The 19,136-nt window shown below is 65.2% G+C and carries 13 protein-coding genes; 1 reads left to right on the top strand and 12 read right to left on the bottom strand.

Annotation, left to right across the window (positions count from 1 at the left end):
* Positions 1 to 108: 108 nt before the first annotated feature.
* Positions 109 to 1,551, top strand: coding sequence for an amidase (locus RR42_RS22130; protein WP_043357600.1), 1,443 nt, complete (start codon positions 109 to 111; stop codon positions 1,549 to 1,551).
* A gap of 98 nt (positions 1,552 to 1,649) precedes the next feature.
* Here RR42_RS22130 and RR42_RS22125 read toward each other — a convergent pair whose 3' ends face one another.
* The 12 genes from RR42_RS22125 to RR42_RS22075 all read right to left on the bottom strand — a co-directional run bounded on the left by RR42_RS22125 (position 1,650) and on the right by RR42_RS22075 (position 19,045).
* A complete protein-coding gene (locus tag RR42_RS22125; RefSeq protein ID WP_043353047.1) occupies positions 1,650 to 3,050 on the bottom strand; it encodes an XAC2610-related protein in 1,401 nt (466 codons plus the stop codon).
* Between the two features lie 178 nt (positions 3,051 to 3,228).
* Complete coding sequence (gene tssJ, locus RR42_RS22120) at positions 3,229 to 3,834, bottom strand: type VI secretion system lipoprotein TssJ (protein ID WP_082055044.1); 606 nt, start codon at positions 3,832 to 3,834, stop codon at positions 3,229 to 3,231.
* A gap of 59 nt (positions 3,835 to 3,893) precedes the next feature.
* Entirely contained in the window at positions 3,894 to 4,871 is a 978-nt protein-coding gene (gene tssG, locus RR42_RS22115; protein WP_082055276.1) for a type VI secretion system baseplate subunit TssG, read from the bottom strand.
* Positions 4,872 to 4,942: 71 nt separating this feature from the next.
* Positions 4,943 to 6,766 carry a type VI secretion system baseplate subunit TssF gene (tssF, locus tag RR42_RS22110; protein WP_043353046.1) on the bottom strand — a complete coding sequence of 608 codons (1,824 nt, stop codon included), beginning with the start codon at positions 6,764 to 6,766 and terminating at the stop codon, positions 4,943 to 4,945.
* A 23-nt stretch (positions 6,767 to 6,789) separates the two neighbouring features.
* On the bottom strand, positions 6,790 to 8,364 hold the full coding sequence (gene tssA / locus RR42_RS22105) for a type VI secretion system protein TssA (protein ID WP_043353045.1): 1,575 nt from the start codon (positions 8,362 to 8,364) through the stop codon (positions 6,790 to 6,792).
* A gap of 46 nt (positions 8,365 to 8,410) precedes the next feature.
* Positions 8,411 to 11,965: an ImcF-related family protein gene (locus RR42_RS22100; RefSeq protein WP_236702155.1), complete on the bottom strand. Its 3,555-nt coding sequence runs from the start codon at positions 11,963 to 11,965 to the stop codon at positions 8,411 to 8,413.
* A gap of 106 nt (positions 11,966 to 12,071) precedes the next feature.
* Entirely contained in the window at positions 12,072 to 12,359 is a 288-nt protein-coding gene (locus RR42_RS38715; RefSeq protein ID WP_082055043.1) for a PAAR domain-containing protein, read from the bottom strand.
* A gap of 117 nt (positions 12,360 to 12,476) precedes the next feature.
* On the bottom strand, positions 12,477 to 13,478 hold the full coding sequence (locus RR42_RS22095; protein WP_236702154.1) for a T6SS immunity protein Tli4 family protein: 1,002 nt from the start codon (positions 13,476 to 13,478) through the stop codon (positions 12,477 to 12,479).
* A gap of 110 nt (positions 13,479 to 13,588) precedes the next feature.
* Positions 13,589 to 14,593, bottom strand: coding sequence for a T6SS immunity protein Tli4 family protein (locus RR42_RS22090; protein ID WP_236702153.1), 1,005 nt, complete (start codon positions 14,591 to 14,593; stop codon positions 13,589 to 13,591).
* Between the two features lie 110 nt (positions 14,594 to 14,703).
* Positions 14,704 to 15,813 (bottom strand): T6SS immunity protein Tli4 family protein, encoded by a 1,110-nt coding sequence (locus RR42_RS38135; protein ID WP_043353041.1) that lies wholly within the window; start codon positions 15,811 to 15,813, stop codon positions 14,704 to 14,706.
* Positions 15,810 to 17,690 (bottom strand): esterase/lipase family protein, encoded by a 1,881-nt coding sequence (locus RR42_RS22080; protein ID WP_236702152.1) that lies wholly within the window; start codon positions 17,688 to 17,690, stop codon positions 15,810 to 15,812. Before RR42_RS22080 ends, RR42_RS38135 begins: the two co-directional genes overlap by 4 nt.
* Positions 17,691 to 17,776: 86 nt before the next feature.
* A complete protein-coding gene (locus RR42_RS22075) occupies positions 17,777 to 19,045 on the bottom strand; it encodes a hypothetical protein (RefSeq protein ID WP_043353038.1) in 1,269 nt (422 codons plus the stop codon).
* Positions 19,046 to 19,136: the final 91 nt, after the last annotated feature.

Genomic DNA, 19,136 nt, shown 5'->3' with positions numbered 1-19,136 from the left:
GCCAGCGCGGCGCCCCCCGCCGGCAAGAACGGCGCACCGGGCACATCGGGCACATCGGGCACATCGGGCCCCGCCACCTCGGCTGGTGGCCCGAACCCCATCGTCATGATGCCGGCCTGGCAACTCTCGCGCGAGATCCATGCCCGCAAGCTGTCGGCCCGCGAAGTCATGGCGGCCTACCTGGACCACATCGCACGGGTGAATCCCGGCGCCAACGCCATCGTCGCGCTGCGTGAGCCCGAAGTGCTGCTGCGCGAAGCCGCCGCCTGCGACCAGGCCCTCGCCGCCGGCGGCTCCGTGGGCTGGATGCACGGCATGCCGCAAGCCCCCAAGGACCTGGCGCTCACGCGCGGCATCCGCACCACCTTCGGCTCACCCATCTTTCGGGACAACGTGCCCACGGCGGACGCCATCATCGTGGAGCGCGCACGCGCCGCCGGCGCCGTGCTGATCGGCAAGACCAACACACCGGAGTTCGGCCTGGGCTCGCAAACCTTCAACCCCGTCTACGGCGCCACCCGCAATCCCTTTGATGCAAACCGCACCGCCGGCGGCAGCAGCGGCGGCGCGGCCGCCGCGCTGGCGCTGCGCATGCTGCCGGTGGCGGACGGCAGCGACTTCGGCGGCTCGCTGCGCAACCCGGCTGGCTTTTGCAACGTCTACGGCATGCGCCCCAGCGCCGGCCGCGTGCCCTACGGCCCCGCCCCGGAAGTCTTTATCCAGCAACTCGGCTACGAAGGGCCCATGGCACGCACCGTCGCCGACGTGGCCCTGCTGCTGGCCACACAGGCCGGCCCCGATGCGCGCACGCCGCAGGCACTCGCGCAGGACCCGGTGCTGGCCACGCTCACCCCGGCCAATGTGGCCGACGTGCTGAAGACCAACCTCAAGGGCAAGCGCGTGGCATGGCTGGGCGACTGGGACGGCTACCTGCCCATGGAAGCCGGCATCCTGCCGCTGTGCGAGGATGCCCTCAACGCATTCCCGGCCTTTGGCGTGCAGGTGGAAGCCATCAAGCCCCCGTTCTCGCCGGAACGGCTCTGGAAGACCTGGCTGGTGCACCGTCATTTCCTGGCCGGCAACGGCATGCTGCCCCTCTACCAGGACCCGGCCAAGCGCGCGCTGCTCAAGGACTCCGCGATCTGGGAGATCGAAGGCATGCTCAAGCTCAGCGCAAGCGACGTCTATGCCGCCAGCATGGAGCGCAGCGCCTGGTATCAAGCGCTGCTAGGCGTGTTCAAGCAGTTCGACTACATCGCGGTGCCAACCGCGCAAGTGTTCCCGTTCGATGTGAACCAGCCCTGGCCAAAGCAGATCGCCGGCCGCGAGATGGATACCTATCACCGCTGGATGGAAGTGGTGTTTCCCTGGACGCTGTCGGGATGTCCGGCGATTAGCGTGCCGGTGGGATTTGGGCCGCAGGGGTTGCCGATGGGGATGCAGTTGATTGGGCGGCCGCGGGACGATCTGTCGGTGTTGCGCCTGGCGCGGGCCTATGAAGAAGAGCGGGATTGGGTTGGGAAGCGATTGCCGTCGGCGATGATGGGGTAAAGGACCGCGTGAGGCTTGAGGCATGGGCTTGAGGATTGCGCATTCAACGGGCCATCGCGCAAACCGCGGGCGGGATGCGCCACGCCGCCCCTGTTGCATCACCGCTCCGGTTTTGTTCGTCGTGTCTGGTAATGCAGCTTCCCATTGCGCGCGCGGCCTATGGTTGTCTCCAGCCATTTGCCGTCAGCCGTCAGGCTTTCGTCCCAGGTCGAAACCAGCGTCAGCGTTCTGCCGGCGTAACGGTAGGTTTGCCCCGAGTGGCTGCAGCAGCTATTGCGCTGCGCCGAGTGAACAGAGCGCGTGCGGGAGTCGATGGCGATCTGCGACAGTCCCGACAAGGTCTCATCAAAAACGAACCGTTGCCTGGCGGCGTCGAACAAGAAGAAGTTCTCGGAGCTGTTCGGTCCGGCGCCTCCCGACATGCCAAAAATCGAAATGTCCGGATAGCCGTCGAAATTGGCGTCGACCACGCGCAAGGCGTCCGCGCGCGCCGCAAAGCCGGGATCGGAATCGAAGTCGCGAATGACCTGAGTACGAACTCCGGTTTTCCGGTCGATGATTTCAATGGCGACCGCCTGCGGAGAGTCGGATGTGAGCTCGTCCTCGATAAATGCAACGCGAAACAGGAAACTGCTGGTTCCGGCACGTTGCGCAACCCAATTCACCGCGACCGCATCGTCGCGGTCGATCCAGCCGTGGGTGATCGAGCCGTCCCGCCCGACGCGCTCGATTTCGTACCATTGCGCATCCGTGGAGAGGACGGGAACATAAGTCCCCGCGTCGAGACGGGTCAGGATCGTGTCACGTTCGGTTCGGGCAAACAGTGGCACCGCCTTGGTGAGATACAAAATTGTCCGGTAAGGGCGGACCCTGTCGAGGGCAAAGCCATCCGTGTAGTAAGCCATCTCATAATGGTCGACCCCCTTGCCATACGCCTCGGAGCTGCATACGCCAAGCGCGCAAGCGCCGACCTCGTCGGCCGTTGGCTTGCGTTGTGGCCGAATGGTCTCGGTGCTCAGGTACGTCGTCCTGGGCTGCCAGGTCACGGTGAACGCCGCCGTCGTCCGCCGCCTCAGCAGTGCCTCAGACTCGTTACTGATGTTGGTTCGGCAGAACGGCTGGGATGCCGAGTAGTCGTTCCAGCCCGGAAAGGCGTAGGCCACGCATAGCTTGTTCGCGGAGTTCACGTCGGTCCTGTAGTCCTTGTCTACAAGAAAGTGCACCCTGTTGCCGTCCGAACCGGGTTCGTGCGACACCACGGCATAGGTGATATCCGCCGACTTGGGCAGGGCGTGCTCGAAGCGCTCCTTGACGCGGCTTGTCTCGGCCTCCGGCATTCTGTTGGGCGGGCTCAGATGGGAGTCTGGCTCGACACGATAAATGCCTGGCGCCAGGAAGTCGGCCGCGAAAGCCGAATTCATGCACGCGAGAGCAAAGGCCAGAGCGGCGGTAGCGGCAGAATTGGCAAATGTGGCCTTATAGCGAATGGGGAGCAGCACGGCGATATGTCGGGAAATTGCAGGAATGCAGTCGGTTGGCTAAAAGGCCCGGGCATTGAAAGTCCGGAATCAGGTATTCGTTTCCGTTCAAAGGAGGCGCTGGCATGGCCTCGCAAGCAACTGCCTCGATGCCATGCCGTCTTGCCAAGTCCTCCTGCGAACTGTCATAAGCCGCAGCTTAGCTTACATGCGGTGTAATGCACTTACTATCGCGGAGCGTGCCGGCAAAACGCGCAATGCCAGCGCCATCCGCAGCACCGGGACCATCAAAGCTGGCTCCCGCCAGCTCCAGCGTGCTGCCTCGCAGCTCGATCCTGACTGGATCGGTCTTCTTCCACTGCTTCTTCGGCACCACCAGCCTCCAGACCGTCTCCTTGCCGGGGCTGCGCAACAGCGCGATGACCCCGACATACTCCGCCTCGGCATGCATCGGCTCGCTCAGGCTCACGCTCGCATCGGGGCGCAGGATGACGTCCTTGGTCGCCAGCAGATCCGGCTTGAGGGCCACGAGGTCATTCGTCTGCAACTGCGCATAGCTCAGTTGTTCAAAGGCCTGCGGCGTCTTCAACTGGTAGATCCGCACCACCGTCGACAACGATTGCCCGGCGCCGCTTGTATTTGACGACGACCGGCTGGTCAGATCGAGGCGCATGGTCTTGACCTGGGTCGTGAAGGCCCATTTCGCCGCCTCCACCGTGCTGTCCTTGACGGCCTGGCCCACGCCGCAGCCGGCTATATGGGTGGCAACCAGCAGTAGGGCGCCGTTTCGAAGCTGTCGCCTCATCGTGTTGATCCTCTCTGTGTCGCTGTAGCGTATTGCTTGGTTTCATTGACAGTGCGGGTTCAGCGTTGCGTTGGCTGCGCCGAGCTGTGCCCGCGCCAGTTGCCGAGCTGCACACGGGTGACGGCATCGCCGGCGCCCGTGGCTTCGGCTTCGTCGGATTGCCTGAGCTGCGTGGTGTAGCCCAGGCTCACCTGGTCCGAATTCAGGGCCGGCGCCGGCATCAGCGCGGGCCTCACATGCATCTCCAGATGCGCGCACGCTTCATAGCCCAGGTAGAAGCGCAACAGCGCCGTCACCTCCCGGTGCAGGGCACGGCCCGGCATCAGCCCCAGCACCGAGTCGCGCGCCTGCGGCGCGATCACCACGCGTACGGTGTTTGCGCGGTCATAAAAGCCGCGCCCGAGCACACAGCTTTCCCCCAGCGGCATCCGGTCGGTGGCGTCGAGGTGCACCCACACGGGGTAGAACTCCTCCACCGTGATGCGCGCGTCCGGCACGGCATGCTGCAGCACGCCGGCGAGGCCCTCGGCGGTACGTGTGCGCTGGCTGGCCAGCCCCAGCATCGACAACAGCTTGCGTGTGGGGACGCTCTCTTCGGCACCCGGCCTGCCGAAGCCCAGCCCGAGCAGGCTCAGCAGGTAACACGACACGGCGTCTTGTCCGCCGCGCCGGAAGCCCACCGGATAGCGGTACTTGCGCGCGACGCGGTAGAACTGCGTGACGATCCGGTGGTGAAACAGGTCCAGGAAGACCGCCAGCGGCTCTGCCCCGTCGCGACGCTGGGCGATCTCGTCCACGAAGTAGGACGGCATGCGCGCATCGACTCCGTATAGGCCCAGGAAGGTGGTCCGCACCACTGGCGCTCGCTCGGGGTGGTCGCCGTCGTGCTCGACCGCATACATCTCCCGCCCCGGGAAGCCCAGCCGCCCATACGAGCGGAAGCGCACCGGTTCATTGGACGGGGAATCGGTCGTGCCCAGCGCCGGACACCGCGGCGCGGACAACTCGATCAGTTCGCAGAGCCGGAAGAAGTTCATCTGCGGCGCACGGGCGAGCAGCGCCGGCAGCAAGGCGCGCTGCGCCCCGGTTGCGGGCGGATTCGGCAGGCTCAAAACGGTGCCCCCTCTGCCTTGCTGTCGGGCCAGGCGAGCCGCTTGCCGCTTGGCTGCGACACGATCACCAGCCGGGTGTACAGATTCAGCGTGGCATAGAGCGCCAGGAACCGGCTGAGCATCTCGCCGAAGAGCGCGACATCGCCCTCGCCGGCAAAGCGGGTGCTGTCCAGCACCACCTCGATCTCCACGCCGCGCAGCAGGCCGCCTTTGACGAGCTTTTGCAGGGGCCGGTGCCGCACGTCCGTGATGGCGTCGATGCGCCGGCGGTTCATCTCGCCTTGCGTCCAGTCGTAGAGTGCAAGACTGCCGCGCAGGACCTCGGCATCGAGCAGCGACAGGTAGTTTGGCGCCAGGTGCGACAGCACGCGCCAGTGGAAGCGCTCGGCGGTGGGCGGGTACACCGGCAGGGTCGGCGCGGTCAGGTTGCGCACGGCGCTGACGTTGGCGAACCCGCTGCGCATCTGCGTAATGCCGGCCTCGCGCAGACCCTTGCGGGGCAGCATGCCATTGGTGCCCGTGACCGACAGCGACAGCGTCTCCTCGGGCAGGGTCTGTTGCTGCTCCCAGACATGGCCGCCAAGCACCACCCAGGTGTCGAACCTGCCCGAGGGCCCGCGGCGCATGCGGGTGTGGAAGTAGCGCTCCGGCATCTCGTGGCGCAGCATGCCACCCCGGTGGCGAAAGGCGGCGAACGGCGCGTACTCGAAGCGCGCGCCGTTCGCTGCCTCGAAGCCCCGCACGGTGTCGACCGAGTACGCTTCGACATGCTGCCCGTGTTGCTCCATGGCCCGCACCCGGTACTCGGTCTCGAGGTGCGTGACCGTGATCGGGTCGGCTTCCAGTTCGAACAGGTTGATGATGGGCGTGCAAAAGAGCCGCACGTTCTCGGCCGAGAAGCGCATGTCGCCGGGGAACGGCCTGGCCAGCACCACCTCCACGTCGACGTGCCCGGCGCCCGGGGGAATGGCGGCCATGTCCAGCCCCACCAGGTCGACGAACATGAACTTCTCGGCAAAGGTAAAGTACTCCAGCAGCAACTGGTAGCCACCAAAGGCATTGTCCGGCTTGGGCCACAGGCGCGCCTGCGTGTCGAAGCCGGCCGCTTCCAGCGCCAGGCCGGGCATTGCCTGTGGCACGCCCGGGTGGTCAGCCGGGTAGCCGGGGATGCGCACCTGCATGGCCTGCGCCCGGGCGGTGAGCGCGGCATACAGCGCCAGCGCCAATGGCCGGTCGGCATGGAGGTAGAGCCGCAGGCGCGGCACCGCCAGTTGCTCGCGCAGTGCCTGCGCATGTATTTCGAGCCTGAGCCGGATCACCGAGCGGCCATCCTCGCGCGCATAGGCGTTGGCCTCGGTCAGGCGCAGCGGGTACAAATCGACCGCCTGCGTGGTCCGGTAGATGCATTGCACGGCATCATTGCCGCCGGCGGCCTGCGTGCCAAGCGGGACGGGGTCGGACTGCACCTCCAGTCCGGCCGGCAGGGTTTCGTGGCGCTGCAACGTGTCCGTGTTCGGGGACACCTCGAGGATCGACAGCGACGGGATCATCCGCAGGTAGTGCGGCCACAGCATGCTGACCAGCCCTTCGGTCAGCTCCGGGAGCTCGTCGTCCAGCTTATGGCGCAGCCGCCCCATCAGGAAGGCGAAGCCCTCGAACAGCCGCTCGACATGGGGATCGCGCTCGCCGATGCCGTCAATATTGAGCATCCGTGCACGGTCGGGAAAGGCCTGGGCGAACTCCTTCCCGGCTTCGCGCAGGTAGCGCATTTCCGCTTCGTAGTAGCGCAGGATTTCGTTGTCTTGGGTGGGGTCGGTCATGGGGCTCTCAGTTAACTCGCCGGTCAGGCGATGGCCACGGCACGGGCCGGGTCGATGGCGGTCAGATCGCCGACCAGGGCTTCAATACGCTGGGCAAGAGCGGCCTTGTCCACATCCTTGCGCGTCATGCGGGCCTTGAGCAACCGCAGCAGCTGTTGCTTGGCATCGAACGCGAGCGAAGGCTCCCAGGTGGCCAGCTCAAAGCGTTGCGCGTTCCTCTCGAGCGCGCCCAGCAAGTGCAACGCCGTGTCCGGCCGGGCCGCACGTTCGGCCACGCGCGCCATCACCAGTTGCCGCACGAAGCGGTCGCGCTCGCCATCCGGCGCCGGCAGGCCCTGCAGCCAGGCGAACGCGGCATCGAGGCTTTGTTGGGCGGCGAGGTCCGCCGCCTGGGCTTGCGTCTCCGCCCAGTCGGTGCTGGCGGACGCGACCGATACCGGCGCCATGGGCTCGCCGCGCTCGACATTGCGTACGGTGGCATGGCGCGCGATCCACGCCAGCGTGGTGTCATCCGCAAACGGTGTGCCGTCGGTGAAGGCCAGTTGATCGAGGCCGGGCAGGCGTTCGAGCATGAGTGCGCAGTCGGTGGCAAGCAGGTCGCGCGCGCGGCCGTACGCGCCGCCTGCCTGATCCTGGGCCGTGAAAGCGTAGTACTGCAGGTCCAGCCAGAAATGATTGGCGCCTTCGGCGAAGGCCTGCTCGATGCGGTCGAGCAGTTCCGGCCACTGCTTTTGCAGCATCAGGCGCTTGAGCTGGGCGCGCAGTTCGGCGCGCGGCGCCACCAGGCGCGTCTTGCCGCTGTGCTCGTGCGGCGGGATCTCGGTCAACGTATCCCACCGTACGCAGCGCATCAGGCGGTAGGCCGCGAGGTAGCCCTGCGGTTGCTGGCGCAGGTACAGTGCCATCTGGCGCGCCCGATCCAGCAGATCACGTGTCGAGGCCACCTCGCCCGGGGCTGGCAGGACCGAGGCGGCCGCAGGCCCGGATGGCGCGTCTCCGCCAGGGTTGCCGGTGGCAAAAGGTGACTCGACCCGGCCCGCGAAGCGGCGGATGAGCCCATCCAGCGCCGGACGCGCCGGTTCCGGCCACTGCGCCGTGCGCTCGAGAATCAGCGCCAGCGCCGACAGGGTACGTTCCAGCGGCGCGCCGGCCAGGCCCGGCACCCGGTCGAGCCGGTCCGTGAACGTCGCGCCGGCCAGCCATTCGAGTGCCGCCTTGCGGCTCTCGGCCCGGGCGGGCAGCAGCCGGGCGCCAAAACGGTCGAGCAGTGCCGACAGCAACTCGAAGCCCGCGGCGACGCCCTCGGCGCCATCGCGCCGCATGCGCCCGTAGACGTAATACACGGCAAGGCGCGCGTCCTTGGCGGTCAGCTTGAGCAGCCGCTCGGCGGACTCGACGATCAGCGTGTCGTTCACGCCGGACAGCTTGGCAACCTCATCCTTGATGGCGAGGAAGTCGTCGTCGTAGCCCGGATCGTCGCCGGCCGGGGCATCGGGACGGATGGGCTGCAGCCATGGGTCCCAGCGCGCCTGCGTGGAGCGAGCGAGATCCGCAGGGGCACGCGCGCCGAAGAGCGCGTTGAGAAGGTTGTTAAACATGGTTTGTCGTTTGTCCCTGTCTGTCTGCGTTTGTCCCTGTCTGTCTCTACCTGCGCGGGCCGGGCACGGCGCGGGCCGCCGCCTGCGGCTCCCGGCCCACGAAGATCCGCGTTGGCAGCACAAAGCCCCGCAGCGCCAGCATCTCCAGCGGCCCCTGCCCGACCTCGGTGCGCATCAGGTAGCGCACCGGATAGGTCACGTCCGCCGCAACGGGCGCCTGGGCGCTGCGCGCGGTCAGGCTGTCGGGATCTTCGGCAAAGGTCCGGCCGTGCGCATCGGCCTGGCGCTCGGCACCGGCCTTCGGCCCTTCCAGCGCTTCCTGCCCGTCCATCCCATCCAGCTCTTCCGGCCTTGCCTGCCACGTCAGCTGGTAGTTCGCGCTATCCACCGGTTCGATGTGCGCCCGCTCCAGCATCCGCACCAGGCCCCAGCGGCCGCCGAACTCGTAGCTCTTGCTGGTGCCGGCGCGCTCGGTCTGCCACTGCAGCCGGGTGCCCGGGTCCTGCAGGGTCTTGCCCGGCCACGTCATCGCCTGCCACGTCTCGCGCTGGTTGTAGTAGTGCAGCGTCTGCCCATCGAGCGTCAGCAGCGTGTCGATCAGGCCCGGGGTCGGGATCGGCCTGAACGCGAAGCGGTACTGCGGCTCGCCCTGCGCCAGCAGGTGCGCCGCCAGGCGCTGCAAGGTGTTGATCGCGTTGAGGAAGGCCGGATCGAAGGACTGCGCCTGCCCGCCGGTGGCTGCCGGCAGCCACTGATCGCCCTGCAGCTCGAGCACGCCCGCCAGCTGCGTGCCGAGGAAGGACCCGATCAAGCCGCTGTGCGGGCGCAGGAAGCGCGCCAGTTCAACCAGCGAGGCATCGTTGGCGGTGTCGGCAAACGGGTAACGCCCGGCAAACGAGCGGCTCCACGTCATCGCAATGCTCTGGCGCCACGCGTCGTTCAGGCTCGCCTGCGCCGGTTGCAGCACCGTCTGCGTGGCCTGCGCGATGGGCCGCACGAACAGCGTCTCGCCCATGCCCGCCCACTGGCTGCCGAGGCTCGCCGCCATCAGCTGCGCATAGGCGTGGGTGTCGGCCAGCTCAGAGCCCTTGCCCTGGAACAGCGCCTGCGCCATCTGGCGGGCCTGCGCATCGGCATCGGCGCTGTTGCCGACCTGCTGCAGGCGCAAGCGCAGTGCCGTCGCGCGGTCAAGAAAGCGTTGCAGGCTCAGGTCACCGCTGGCGCCCGCATGGGTGCCAGCGTTGGTGCCAAGCTGGCCCTGCGCCACCAGCCGCAGCACCGGGCCAAAGGCCGCGCCCAGCGGCCCCGCCGCGTCGGGCTTCGCCACCTCGGGCCCCGCCGGCTTCTTGCCCAGCAGATCCTGCGTCCTGGCCACCAGCGTGTCGGACAGCGAGTCCTTGCGGGCACCGGCCCCGCCCTGGTATTCGAGCGACTTCATCAGCGCGATCACCGGCGACTGGCGCGCATCGGCCATCAGCTTGAGCTGCGCGATCGCAGCCGGCAGGGTCGGCGCGGCCTCCCATTGCAGGCTGTTCATGAAGTCCTGCCAGCGCTCGGCGTAGTCGGCAAAGTATTGCTCGGTCAGGGCCGCCTGCAGCGCTTCGGCCGAACGGCTCGCGGCTTGCTGCTGCAGTGGCTTGCCGTCGGTCAGCACCCAGTCATTGGCGATCTCCGTGCGCCTGGCGGCCAGCTCGATCGCGGGCGCCACATAGCCCTCATAGGCCTGGCGGGTGAAGACCCCGGGCACGATGGCGGCAGCTCGCACCAGCCCCCGGGGATCGGTGCCGGCGGTCAGCGCCGCCAGGGTCTGGTCCGGATACTTGCTGCCAGCGCTCTCGCCAAAGGCCTGGATCACGCCCCGGTAGATGGTGTCCTCGGCATTGCGCTCCCCGATCACGGCCAGCAGCGTCTGGCGCGCGCCGGCGACCAGCTCAGGCCGCGGCTCGATGCGTCCGGCCGGGTTGGACTTCAGGTGCTCCGCATAGAAGGTGAGCAAGCGCTCGGCAAGATCCTGCCGCTCGCCCGGGGTGATCCTGGCATCGGTGGACCAATGCCGCACCAGCTGCGGGGCCAGGAAGGCCGGCTCGGCGCGCTCGGGGTTGGCCAGCATCAGATAGGTCTTGAGCGCCTGGTGGCCGCTCAGCGCCACCCGGTTGGTGGCCGCGTCCAGCACCGTGGTGCGCAGTTGCGCGAGATCCACCAGCGACGCCTCCAGATCCCGCTGCACGGGCGCGACCAGCAACTCGCGGCTGGCCTGCGCGTAAGGCTTCCACAGCGCGGCGAGGACCGCCGGATCGCGATTCAGGCCAAAGCGGGTCGCGAGCGGCGCGTGATGCTGGGTGCGGTACTCGTAGCGCTCGATCTGCTGCTGCAAGGCGATGAGCGCGCGCAGGCGCGCAGCCGGGTTGGGCGCCGACTGGAAGTCGTCCACGGATTGCCGGGCGGCGTGCATGTCCCGGCTGTTCACCACGCCGGACATCAGCATGCCGGCGCTCCACAAGCCGATGGCCGTCAGGCCCACGATGGCAGACACCGTGACCGGGTGCCAGCCAACGCGCCGCCCCGGCCGGCGGCGGGCGGCTTCGCCCAGGTAGTGCCACAGCGGCAGGTCGATGCTGCTCTGCACGTCCGCGTCACCGGCGACCGGCCGGGGATACGGCGCAAAGACGATGCCGTCCACGGCGATGCGCCAGCGCTGCCGGCCCCCCCATCCGGCGATCCAGTCGGCGAGCGCCTTGCCGCGGGTGTCGAGCCGCTGGGAAAGCTCCCCCATATAGCGGTCGCGGTTGCCGTCCTTCAGTTGCACGACGAGGCGCTGCGCCAGCTGCTCGCGCAGCGTGCGCAACGCGCCCTCGATGGCATCCGCGTCCGCCTGGCGCGGCAGCTCGCAACCGATGACCGGCATGAGGCCGTGGGCCACCGTTCTCGCCTGCGCCACATCCAGCAGGTAGACCGGGGCGGACCAGCGCAGCAACTCGGCGATGCGCGCCAGGCGCATTCCATCGGGATGGGCGCCGCGGCGCTGCGCCTGCAGATCCGTGGCACTGTCCGTTGTGAAAATCACCGCATCCACCGGACGGCGGCGGCGTAGCCGGTAGAGTTGCTTGAGCCAGTCGGCCTCCGGCCAGCCCTCCTTGCCGGTCTTGCTCCATAGCAACACCGCGTCGGGGGTGATCAGCCAGCCTTGTTCCGCCAGTTCGGGCAGGAGCCGGGCGATGGCGGCGTCGTCGCCGGTGAGGAGCAGCCAGGGCTGGCGGTAGCGCCAGCGCAGGCCGTGTTGTTGCTTCAAGGTTTGGCGAAGTGGTTCGCCCCCCCTCGAAGCCGCCTTTGCCGGCGCATCCGCGGCGAGCACGATCGCCTGGGTGGTGCCAGCCATTTCGGGGCGGCGAATGCGAAGCCATTTCCCAAGCGTGCGCATCGCATCCGACCAGCGGCCCAGGCGGTCAAAGGACACGATGATGGCCAGCACCATCGTGCAGCATGCCGCCACAGACAACCAAATCCCTCTTTCCTCGGGTGTCTTGATGCCAAGGCGCTCCCCCCAGATCACGATGCCTCCGCCTGCGAGGAGTGCAAGCACTAGCAGGGATAGCAGATCCATTCGTAGTTTCTTCATGGCTTCCCAAACTTTTTCATGCAAATGCCCATGGTCCGTACCAGCAGCGCTTCGTGATGATGAAAGCGGACGGCATGCGCCCCCCGATGCATCAAACGTCCGTGTACGAGGTGTATTGGGATGGCACAAGGCGCGGACTCGTGGTGCAGCGGCAAACGCACAGGTCATCGCTCAACGCGGCTTCACGCCCGTCCTCGCCCCTCATCGACTGACGCGGCCCCTCACACACAATCCTTCCCATTGAGTTGCAGGCCGGGCACCATACAGGATCGCCTTCATAAGCTTGTTCGCGCCCCCCCACCCGATCGTTGGCGTCACCGCCCTCGACAATGCCACCGGCCGTTGTCGAGTCACCTTTTAAAATGTCGTAACGCCTCATTGCTATGCCGCTCTCACGGTTTTAAAGGTTTTGAAGGATGCGCTGCATACCAGACCGATTGCCGTTTGCCAGCCTCGGCGGCGTCAATCCAGTGCTCCGGTTTTCCGTGACGACGCATCACATCGCTCCCGGTCGCAAACGCATGCTGTTGAGCAGCGCATCCCACGCCTGGATCGCGCCGGCCTCATCGACGAGCGAAGACACTTCTTCCGGCTTCACTCCGTCATCCTTGTCAGCATCGGTCAGTGCATCCCCCAGCATCAACTGGATTTCGGTGTGCGGCTGCGCTACTGAATCGGGATTGCCCGGCGCCAAAAGGTAGAAGCGGTATAGCTGACTCCCACCTTCCCTGATGGAGAACAGCACTTCCTCGGCCTCCATGCCCGCAACCTGGCGCTTGCCCTCGCGCAGAATCCGGACGCTGCCTTGCCCGCGCAACTGCCGGCGGAGATCGGGCAGGGTCTTGAGCAGCGACGATTGCTGATCCACATCCACCGCATCGCGCATCTTGATAACGAACGCGGAAGGTCGGTCGGATTGCAGCACGATAGTTTGCTCGGCCAGTTCGCTGTTGCGCGAAGGCCCGCCGATCAGCGCACCCGGAATGCAAAAGCCGCGTTCCGTGGGAACCGTCCAATCATCGCGGTAAGTGATATTTTTGTGTACATCCGTTGTGAGCTGCGTGAACTTCTGTACCTCACTGCCACCAACGCGGGACTTCATGGTCAGCATCGTGCTGCCGGCTAGCACGTAACCCTCGGCGGTAAAGGAGTAGTCCACTCTCCCAAGGTCTTTAAAAATCAACAGGCGTGAATTGGGTGTGGGCGAAACGGCTTGCTCCAGCCAAGGAACATCGCTCTTATGAAGACCGTTGCCCCCCTTTTTCATCATTTCATCGGTGAGCGGGATGGATAAGATTCGCTTGTTGGCTCGCAACTCGCTTTCGCGCACATCAACGCCGTGCTGGAACGTTCCCAAGCTGACATCTTTGGCAATATCAATCTTGTCGCCCCAGTATTCGTACCTCTCGTAGCTGATTCCGCTACGCGCAGGGCGATCCATCACAAGTCGGCCAATGCACCACGGACGCGGATCGGCAAGCAAGGGGTTGTTGGTCATTACGGGCTCCACGGCAACCGTCCGCACGCAGGCGGACAAGCTCAACGCGAGCAAAAACCCCGCCAGCAGCCCGCCCCTGCGAAACGCCCGATGTTGGCTGTCACTCGTCATTACATGGCCCCGGGGCGCAAATGCATGCTGTTGAGCAGCGCATCCCACGCCTGGATCGCGCCGGCCTCATCGACGAGCGAAGACACGGCTTCCGGCTTCACGCCGCGATCCTTGTCAGCATACGTCAGTGCACTTCCCAGCCTCAGTTGGATCTCGGTGTGCGGCTGCGCTACTGAATCGGGATTGCCCGGCGCCAGAAGGTAGAAGCGGTATAGCTGACTCCCACCATCCCGGATGGAAAACAGCACTTCTTCCGCCTCCATGCCCGCGACCTGACGCTTGCCTTCGCGCAGAATCCGGACGCTGCCTTGCCCGCCCAACCGCTGGCGTAGATCGGGCAGGGTCTTGAGCAGCGACGATTGCTGATCCACATCCACCGCATCTCGCATCTTCAGGACGAACGCGGACGCTCGGCCGGGTTGCAGGACGATGGTTTGCTCGGCCAGTTCGCTGTTGCGCGAAGGCCCGCCGATCAGCGCACCCGGAATGCAAAAACCGCGTTCCGTCGGAACCGTCCAGTCATCGCGGTAAGTGATGTTTTGGTATTCATCGGTTGTGAGTTGCGTGAATTTCTGTATCCCGCTGCTGCGCTGAACGTCGGACTTCATGGTCAGCATCGTGCTGCCGGCCAGCACATAGCCCTCGGCGCTGAAAGGGTAATCCTCTCTCACCTTCGTTTTGAAAATCAACAACCGAGAATTGGGTGTGGGCGAGACGGCTTGCTCCAGCCAGGGAACATCGCTCTTATGCAGACCATTGTCTCCCTTTCTCATCATCTCATCGGTGAGCGGGACGGATATGATTCGCTTGCTGGCTCGCAACTCGCTTTCGCGCGTATCGACCTTGTGCCGGAACGTTCCCGGGCTGACATCTCTGGCAATTTCAATGTCGTCGCCCCAGTACTCGTATTTTTCATAGCTGATTCCGCTACGCGCGGGGCGATCCATCACAAGTCGGCCAATGCACCACGGACGCGGATCGGCAAGCAAGGGGTTGTTGGTCATTACGGGCTCCACGGCAACCGTCCGCACGCAGGCGGACAAGCTCAACGCGAGCAAAAACCCCGCCAGCAGCCCGCCCCTGCGAAACGCCCGATGTTGGCTGTCACTCGTCATTACATGGCCCCGGGGCGCAAATGCATGCTGTTGAGCAGCGCATCCCACGCCTGGATCGCGCCGGCCTCATCGACGAGCGAAGACACGGCTTCCGGCTTCACGCCGCGATCCTTGTCAGCATACGTCAGTGCACTTCCCAGCCTCAGTTGGATCTCGGTGTGCGGCTGCGCTACTGAATCGGGATTGCCCGGCGCCAGAAGGTAGAAGCGGTATAGCTGACTCCCACCATCCCGGATGGAAAACAGCACTTCTTCCGCCTCCATGCCCGCGACCTGACGCTTGCCTTCGCGCAGAATCCGGACGCTGCCTTGCCCGCCCAACCGCTGGCGTAGATCGGGCAGGGTCTTGAGCAGCGACGATTGCTGATCCACATCCACCGCATCTCGCATCTTCAGGACGAACGCGGACGCTCGGCCGGGTTGCAGGACGATGGTTTGCTCGGCCAGTTCGCTGTTGCGCGAAGGCCCGCCGATCAGCGCACCCGGAATGCAAAAGCCGCGTTCCGTGGGAACCGTCCAGTCATCGCGGTAAGTGATATTTTGGTAAACATCGGTTGAGCGTTGCGTGACCTTCTGTATCCCGCTGCTGCGCTGAACGTCGAACTTCATGGTCAGCATCCTGCTGCCGGCCAACACATAGCCCTCGGCGCTGAAAGGGTAATCCTCTTCCGCCAGGTCCTTGAAAATCAACAACCGAGAACTGGGTGTGGGCGAGACGGCTTGCTCCAGCAAAGGAATGTCGGTCTCCACGATCATGGACTTTAAGCCCTTTGCCAGCATTTCCTTGTATGAGGAAATGGAGGTGGTACGTCTCTTGGCTCGCAACTCGTTTTCGCGCGTATCGACTCGGTACCGGAACGTTCCCGGGCTGATATCTCGGGCAATATCAATCTTGTTGCCCCAGTACTCGTATTTTTCATAGCTGATTCCGCTACGCGCGGGGCGATCCATCACAAGTCGGCCAATGCACCACGGACGCGAATCAGCAAGCAAGGGGTTGTTGGTCATTACGGGCTCCACGGTAACCGTCCGCACGCAGGCGGACAGGCTGCAGATCGACAGGAAGAGGGCCGCGCGCAGTACGCGCGAAGGGATCGGATTGGGATTCATTGGGAGGCTGCCCTGATGCTGTGCACGATCTGCGCCACGCTGTACAGGGTGGCCCAGCGCGTCCAGGGATGGTCGAAGCACTTCTGATGCTCGTAGCCGCCTTGCACAAAGGCCATCTGCACGCCCGTGGTTTTTCTTTCAGACAGATCCGGGATCAGCCCGCGGCCTTGCGCCGCGGCGGACCATGCCGGCACGGTGCCATCGCCCGGGATGATGCCGTTGTCTTTCTCCCCCGGCTTTGGCGCGACCGCTTGTTGTTGCACGGTGAGCGTGACAGTTCGTCCGCCGACCACGATCTTGAGTACGCCCTCTTGATCGTCGCCCACCCGCTTGGCGGCTTTTAGTTCAGCTTCCCCGACACTTGCGGGAAGGTCGCCCCGCCACACCACCCTGCCCCAGGTTTGCAGGCTCGTCTCCGGCTCGCTGAACTCGCACTTGGGCGACTCCTGCGCGCCAGCGGAGTGTTGTGGATTGAGCGCACCGTCTCCGAACAGCGCATAGGTGTTGGGGTGGTAGTTGTTGATCAGCTTCTCTTGCCGATTCACCACATTACGCATCGTTCTTTTAAAATGTTCGTGCACAGTGGAGGAATCCATCTCTTCTTCCAGCCGCTTCTTCACGATCCCCGCCGGGTCCAGCAAAGAGCTGTCGGGTAGTAAGCCATACCACGCATCGCTCGTATAGAGCTCCTTCAGCGCGCTTTGATGAGGCAAGCTCATGCGCTCATTACCCGCCTTGTCCATAAAGATCCACCACGGCTCTGAATCGTGGTAATCCGGCATCGGCGACAACTCCATCGGACCTTCCGCGTTACTGGCAATCGCCACGAACTCGGCCGCGTCGCGGCCCATCAGGCTCTCGTTGGTGAAACCCTCTCCCCCCGTGCGGAACCGTTTGGCAAACAGCGGCGCCCCGGTGGCGGGTTGCGCGCCGTGGATCACGCCGAGCATGTCGTTGGCGCCGCCGCAGAGTTGCGAGGCCATGCGCGCCACCAGGCCGCCCATCGAGTGCGTGATGATGATGGCCTTGTCCGTCCGGTTTTCCCGGCAGATCTCCCGGATGCCCATGATGCGCGTGACCTCCTGGCTTTCGGGATCCTTGAAATCCATGCCGTCCAGCACTTGCTGGCCCGAGATCTCATTCGATTGCAGGAAGTTGTAGCCAATGGCGTAGACGGGATAGCGGTAGCCGACCAGTGACTTGAACACGTCGGAGCACGCGTCAATCGGTCCGCCAGGACCATGGGCGCCGTAATCGGATGGGTGCGTGCCAAGCACGGCTTTCAGCGCGGCCTTCTTGCCCTCTGCATCGCCGTGCGCCCATTCGCCATGGAGCTTGCCATCGAGCATGGGGTGGTTGAGCGTGTACTCCAGCCAGGCCAGCGTGCCCTGATAACTCCAGCGGTGCACCGTGCTCCAGCCCCGTCGCCTTGCCTCCTTCTCGCTCAAGCCGCTGTTGCCTACTTTGACCGGACCGCGGGGATCAACCACGGCCGGGATCGGGTCGAAGCGCCTGGCGCGCCCGGCGGCGCTGGCGAACCAGCCTGCAATAACAGAAACCAGACCCGCAGCACCCGAAAAAAAGCCATCCATATTGGGCGGGTACCACACTTCTTCACCGGTGTCCTTGTTGGCCAGCAGCGAGCCCATCACGCCAGGCAGGAAGATGACCGGAATGGGCGAACGTGGATCAAAGCTTATTTCCTTGCGACGCTGGTCGCTATCCGGCGTGAGCACTGCGCGCGCGCAGGCCACGCCATCCAGGTCGAACCCACCGGCAAGCCGGACGACGTCGTCACTTCCGTGCCCGGCGTCGGGGACCGTTGCGTCTTCATGGTCTTGTGCGAGCGGATTCACGTCAGGGGTGCTGCTGCTCATAGGCCTGCTCCTGGGTCTGCTTGGTTGGCGAAGCGCTGGAATGACGTGCCAGTCCGGGGCCCGTCACACGATCCTCCACCTGAAGATCAGCGCGCGTTGTCTTCATGGTTTGCGTGCTTCAATATTGCGCAATGGAGGTGTTTTTCCTGACCCGCGAGTACGATTTGCGCGCCGCTTGATTCGCCAAGCGACGAAGCTGCACAGGCCGCCGCCAGCCAGGGGGCGGCAGCGCCGGCGTACCCGACGGCTTGATCGAGATCGGTAGGGCGCGCTGTCAGGCCAAGCTGCTTTGACGGCTCGCGCAATACGCCGGTTTGCGTCGCATCAAGGCCGGTTTGCCAGCCGCCGGCGATTTGCTGCGCAGGTACGCCGGCCCACTGCATGGCGTGGGAAAGCGCGTCACCTGGCAGTTCGAGCAAGCCTTGCACCGGGCGGTGCAGATGGGCTATGCGTTGCATCCCGTGCTTGAATGCCGGCGTCTGCGGCGCCAGCAGCAACGCCGCGCCAGCTTCCGCCGTGCCCGGCGGCGGCGTCCCCGCAAGCAATGGATGCAGCTGCGCGGCGACGATCAGCATGACGTGCAGGTTTTCGCCTCCAAGGATCTCGTCCAGCCAGCTGTCGATCATCATGAGGTCCGCCGGGGGCTCCGTGGCCGGGGCCGGCTCCGCCTTTCGAAGCGACCGCGCATGCCAACACGCCTGCCATAGCGCCTCGTTCTCCTCGCGAGTGAGCCCGTTTGATAGGCAGAGGCGCACCGTCAGCGGGACTCGGACAGGGAGTGCCTGAATGCGTGGCGATAGTTGATCGAGCAGCTCACCAAACAGCCACGTCATCACGTCGCGACGACGGTTGCGGTCATCTTCCATCGTGCCGGACGTAACCTTCATGCCGGGCACGACGAGCCAGCGGGCTTTGACAGGCTCGCCGTCCCGCGCGATCGGGGCCTGCGTGCGCAGGGCAACGCTGCCCTGCCTGACCGCTTCCGTGGCACTTTGTTCGCGATCTGCCGAGAACCGGTGAGCGGCGGCGATCACCGACAGTGGAATGCTTGCCGCGCTGAACACGCTCTCGTTGAAGGCCTGAACCGCTTCATTGTGCAGCGCTGTGTCCAGTTTTCGGCCCTCATAGACGCTGTACCGGCGCAACACGATCCATGCAGGGATACCCACCGGGAACAGGACGAGAGATGCCCAGAACCTCCATGAATGGGTGGGCATGTCCTTCGGCCAGAAGAAGAGCACGGCAAACAAGCCGGCCAGGACCATCAGGAAGAAGGCAACGGTCCAGGCGAGCCGCGAGGGCGGGGGATGCGATGCCGGTTCCTCAGCGGGAAGCAGCGAAAAATCAACGGCCATGGCGCACCTCCATCACCGCATGAGAAGCGTCACCTCGATACGGTCGGCCGTGAACTGCCCCAGCTCCGCCGAGGAAGAGAGTGCCTTCGGG

Source organism: Cupriavidus basilensis (genome assembly GCF_000832305.1).
Lineage (GTDB): Bacteria > Pseudomonadota > Gammaproteobacteria > Burkholderiales > Burkholderiaceae > Cupriavidus > Cupriavidus basilensis_F.
This window is presented reverse-complemented; position numbering and strand designations above follow the sequence as displayed.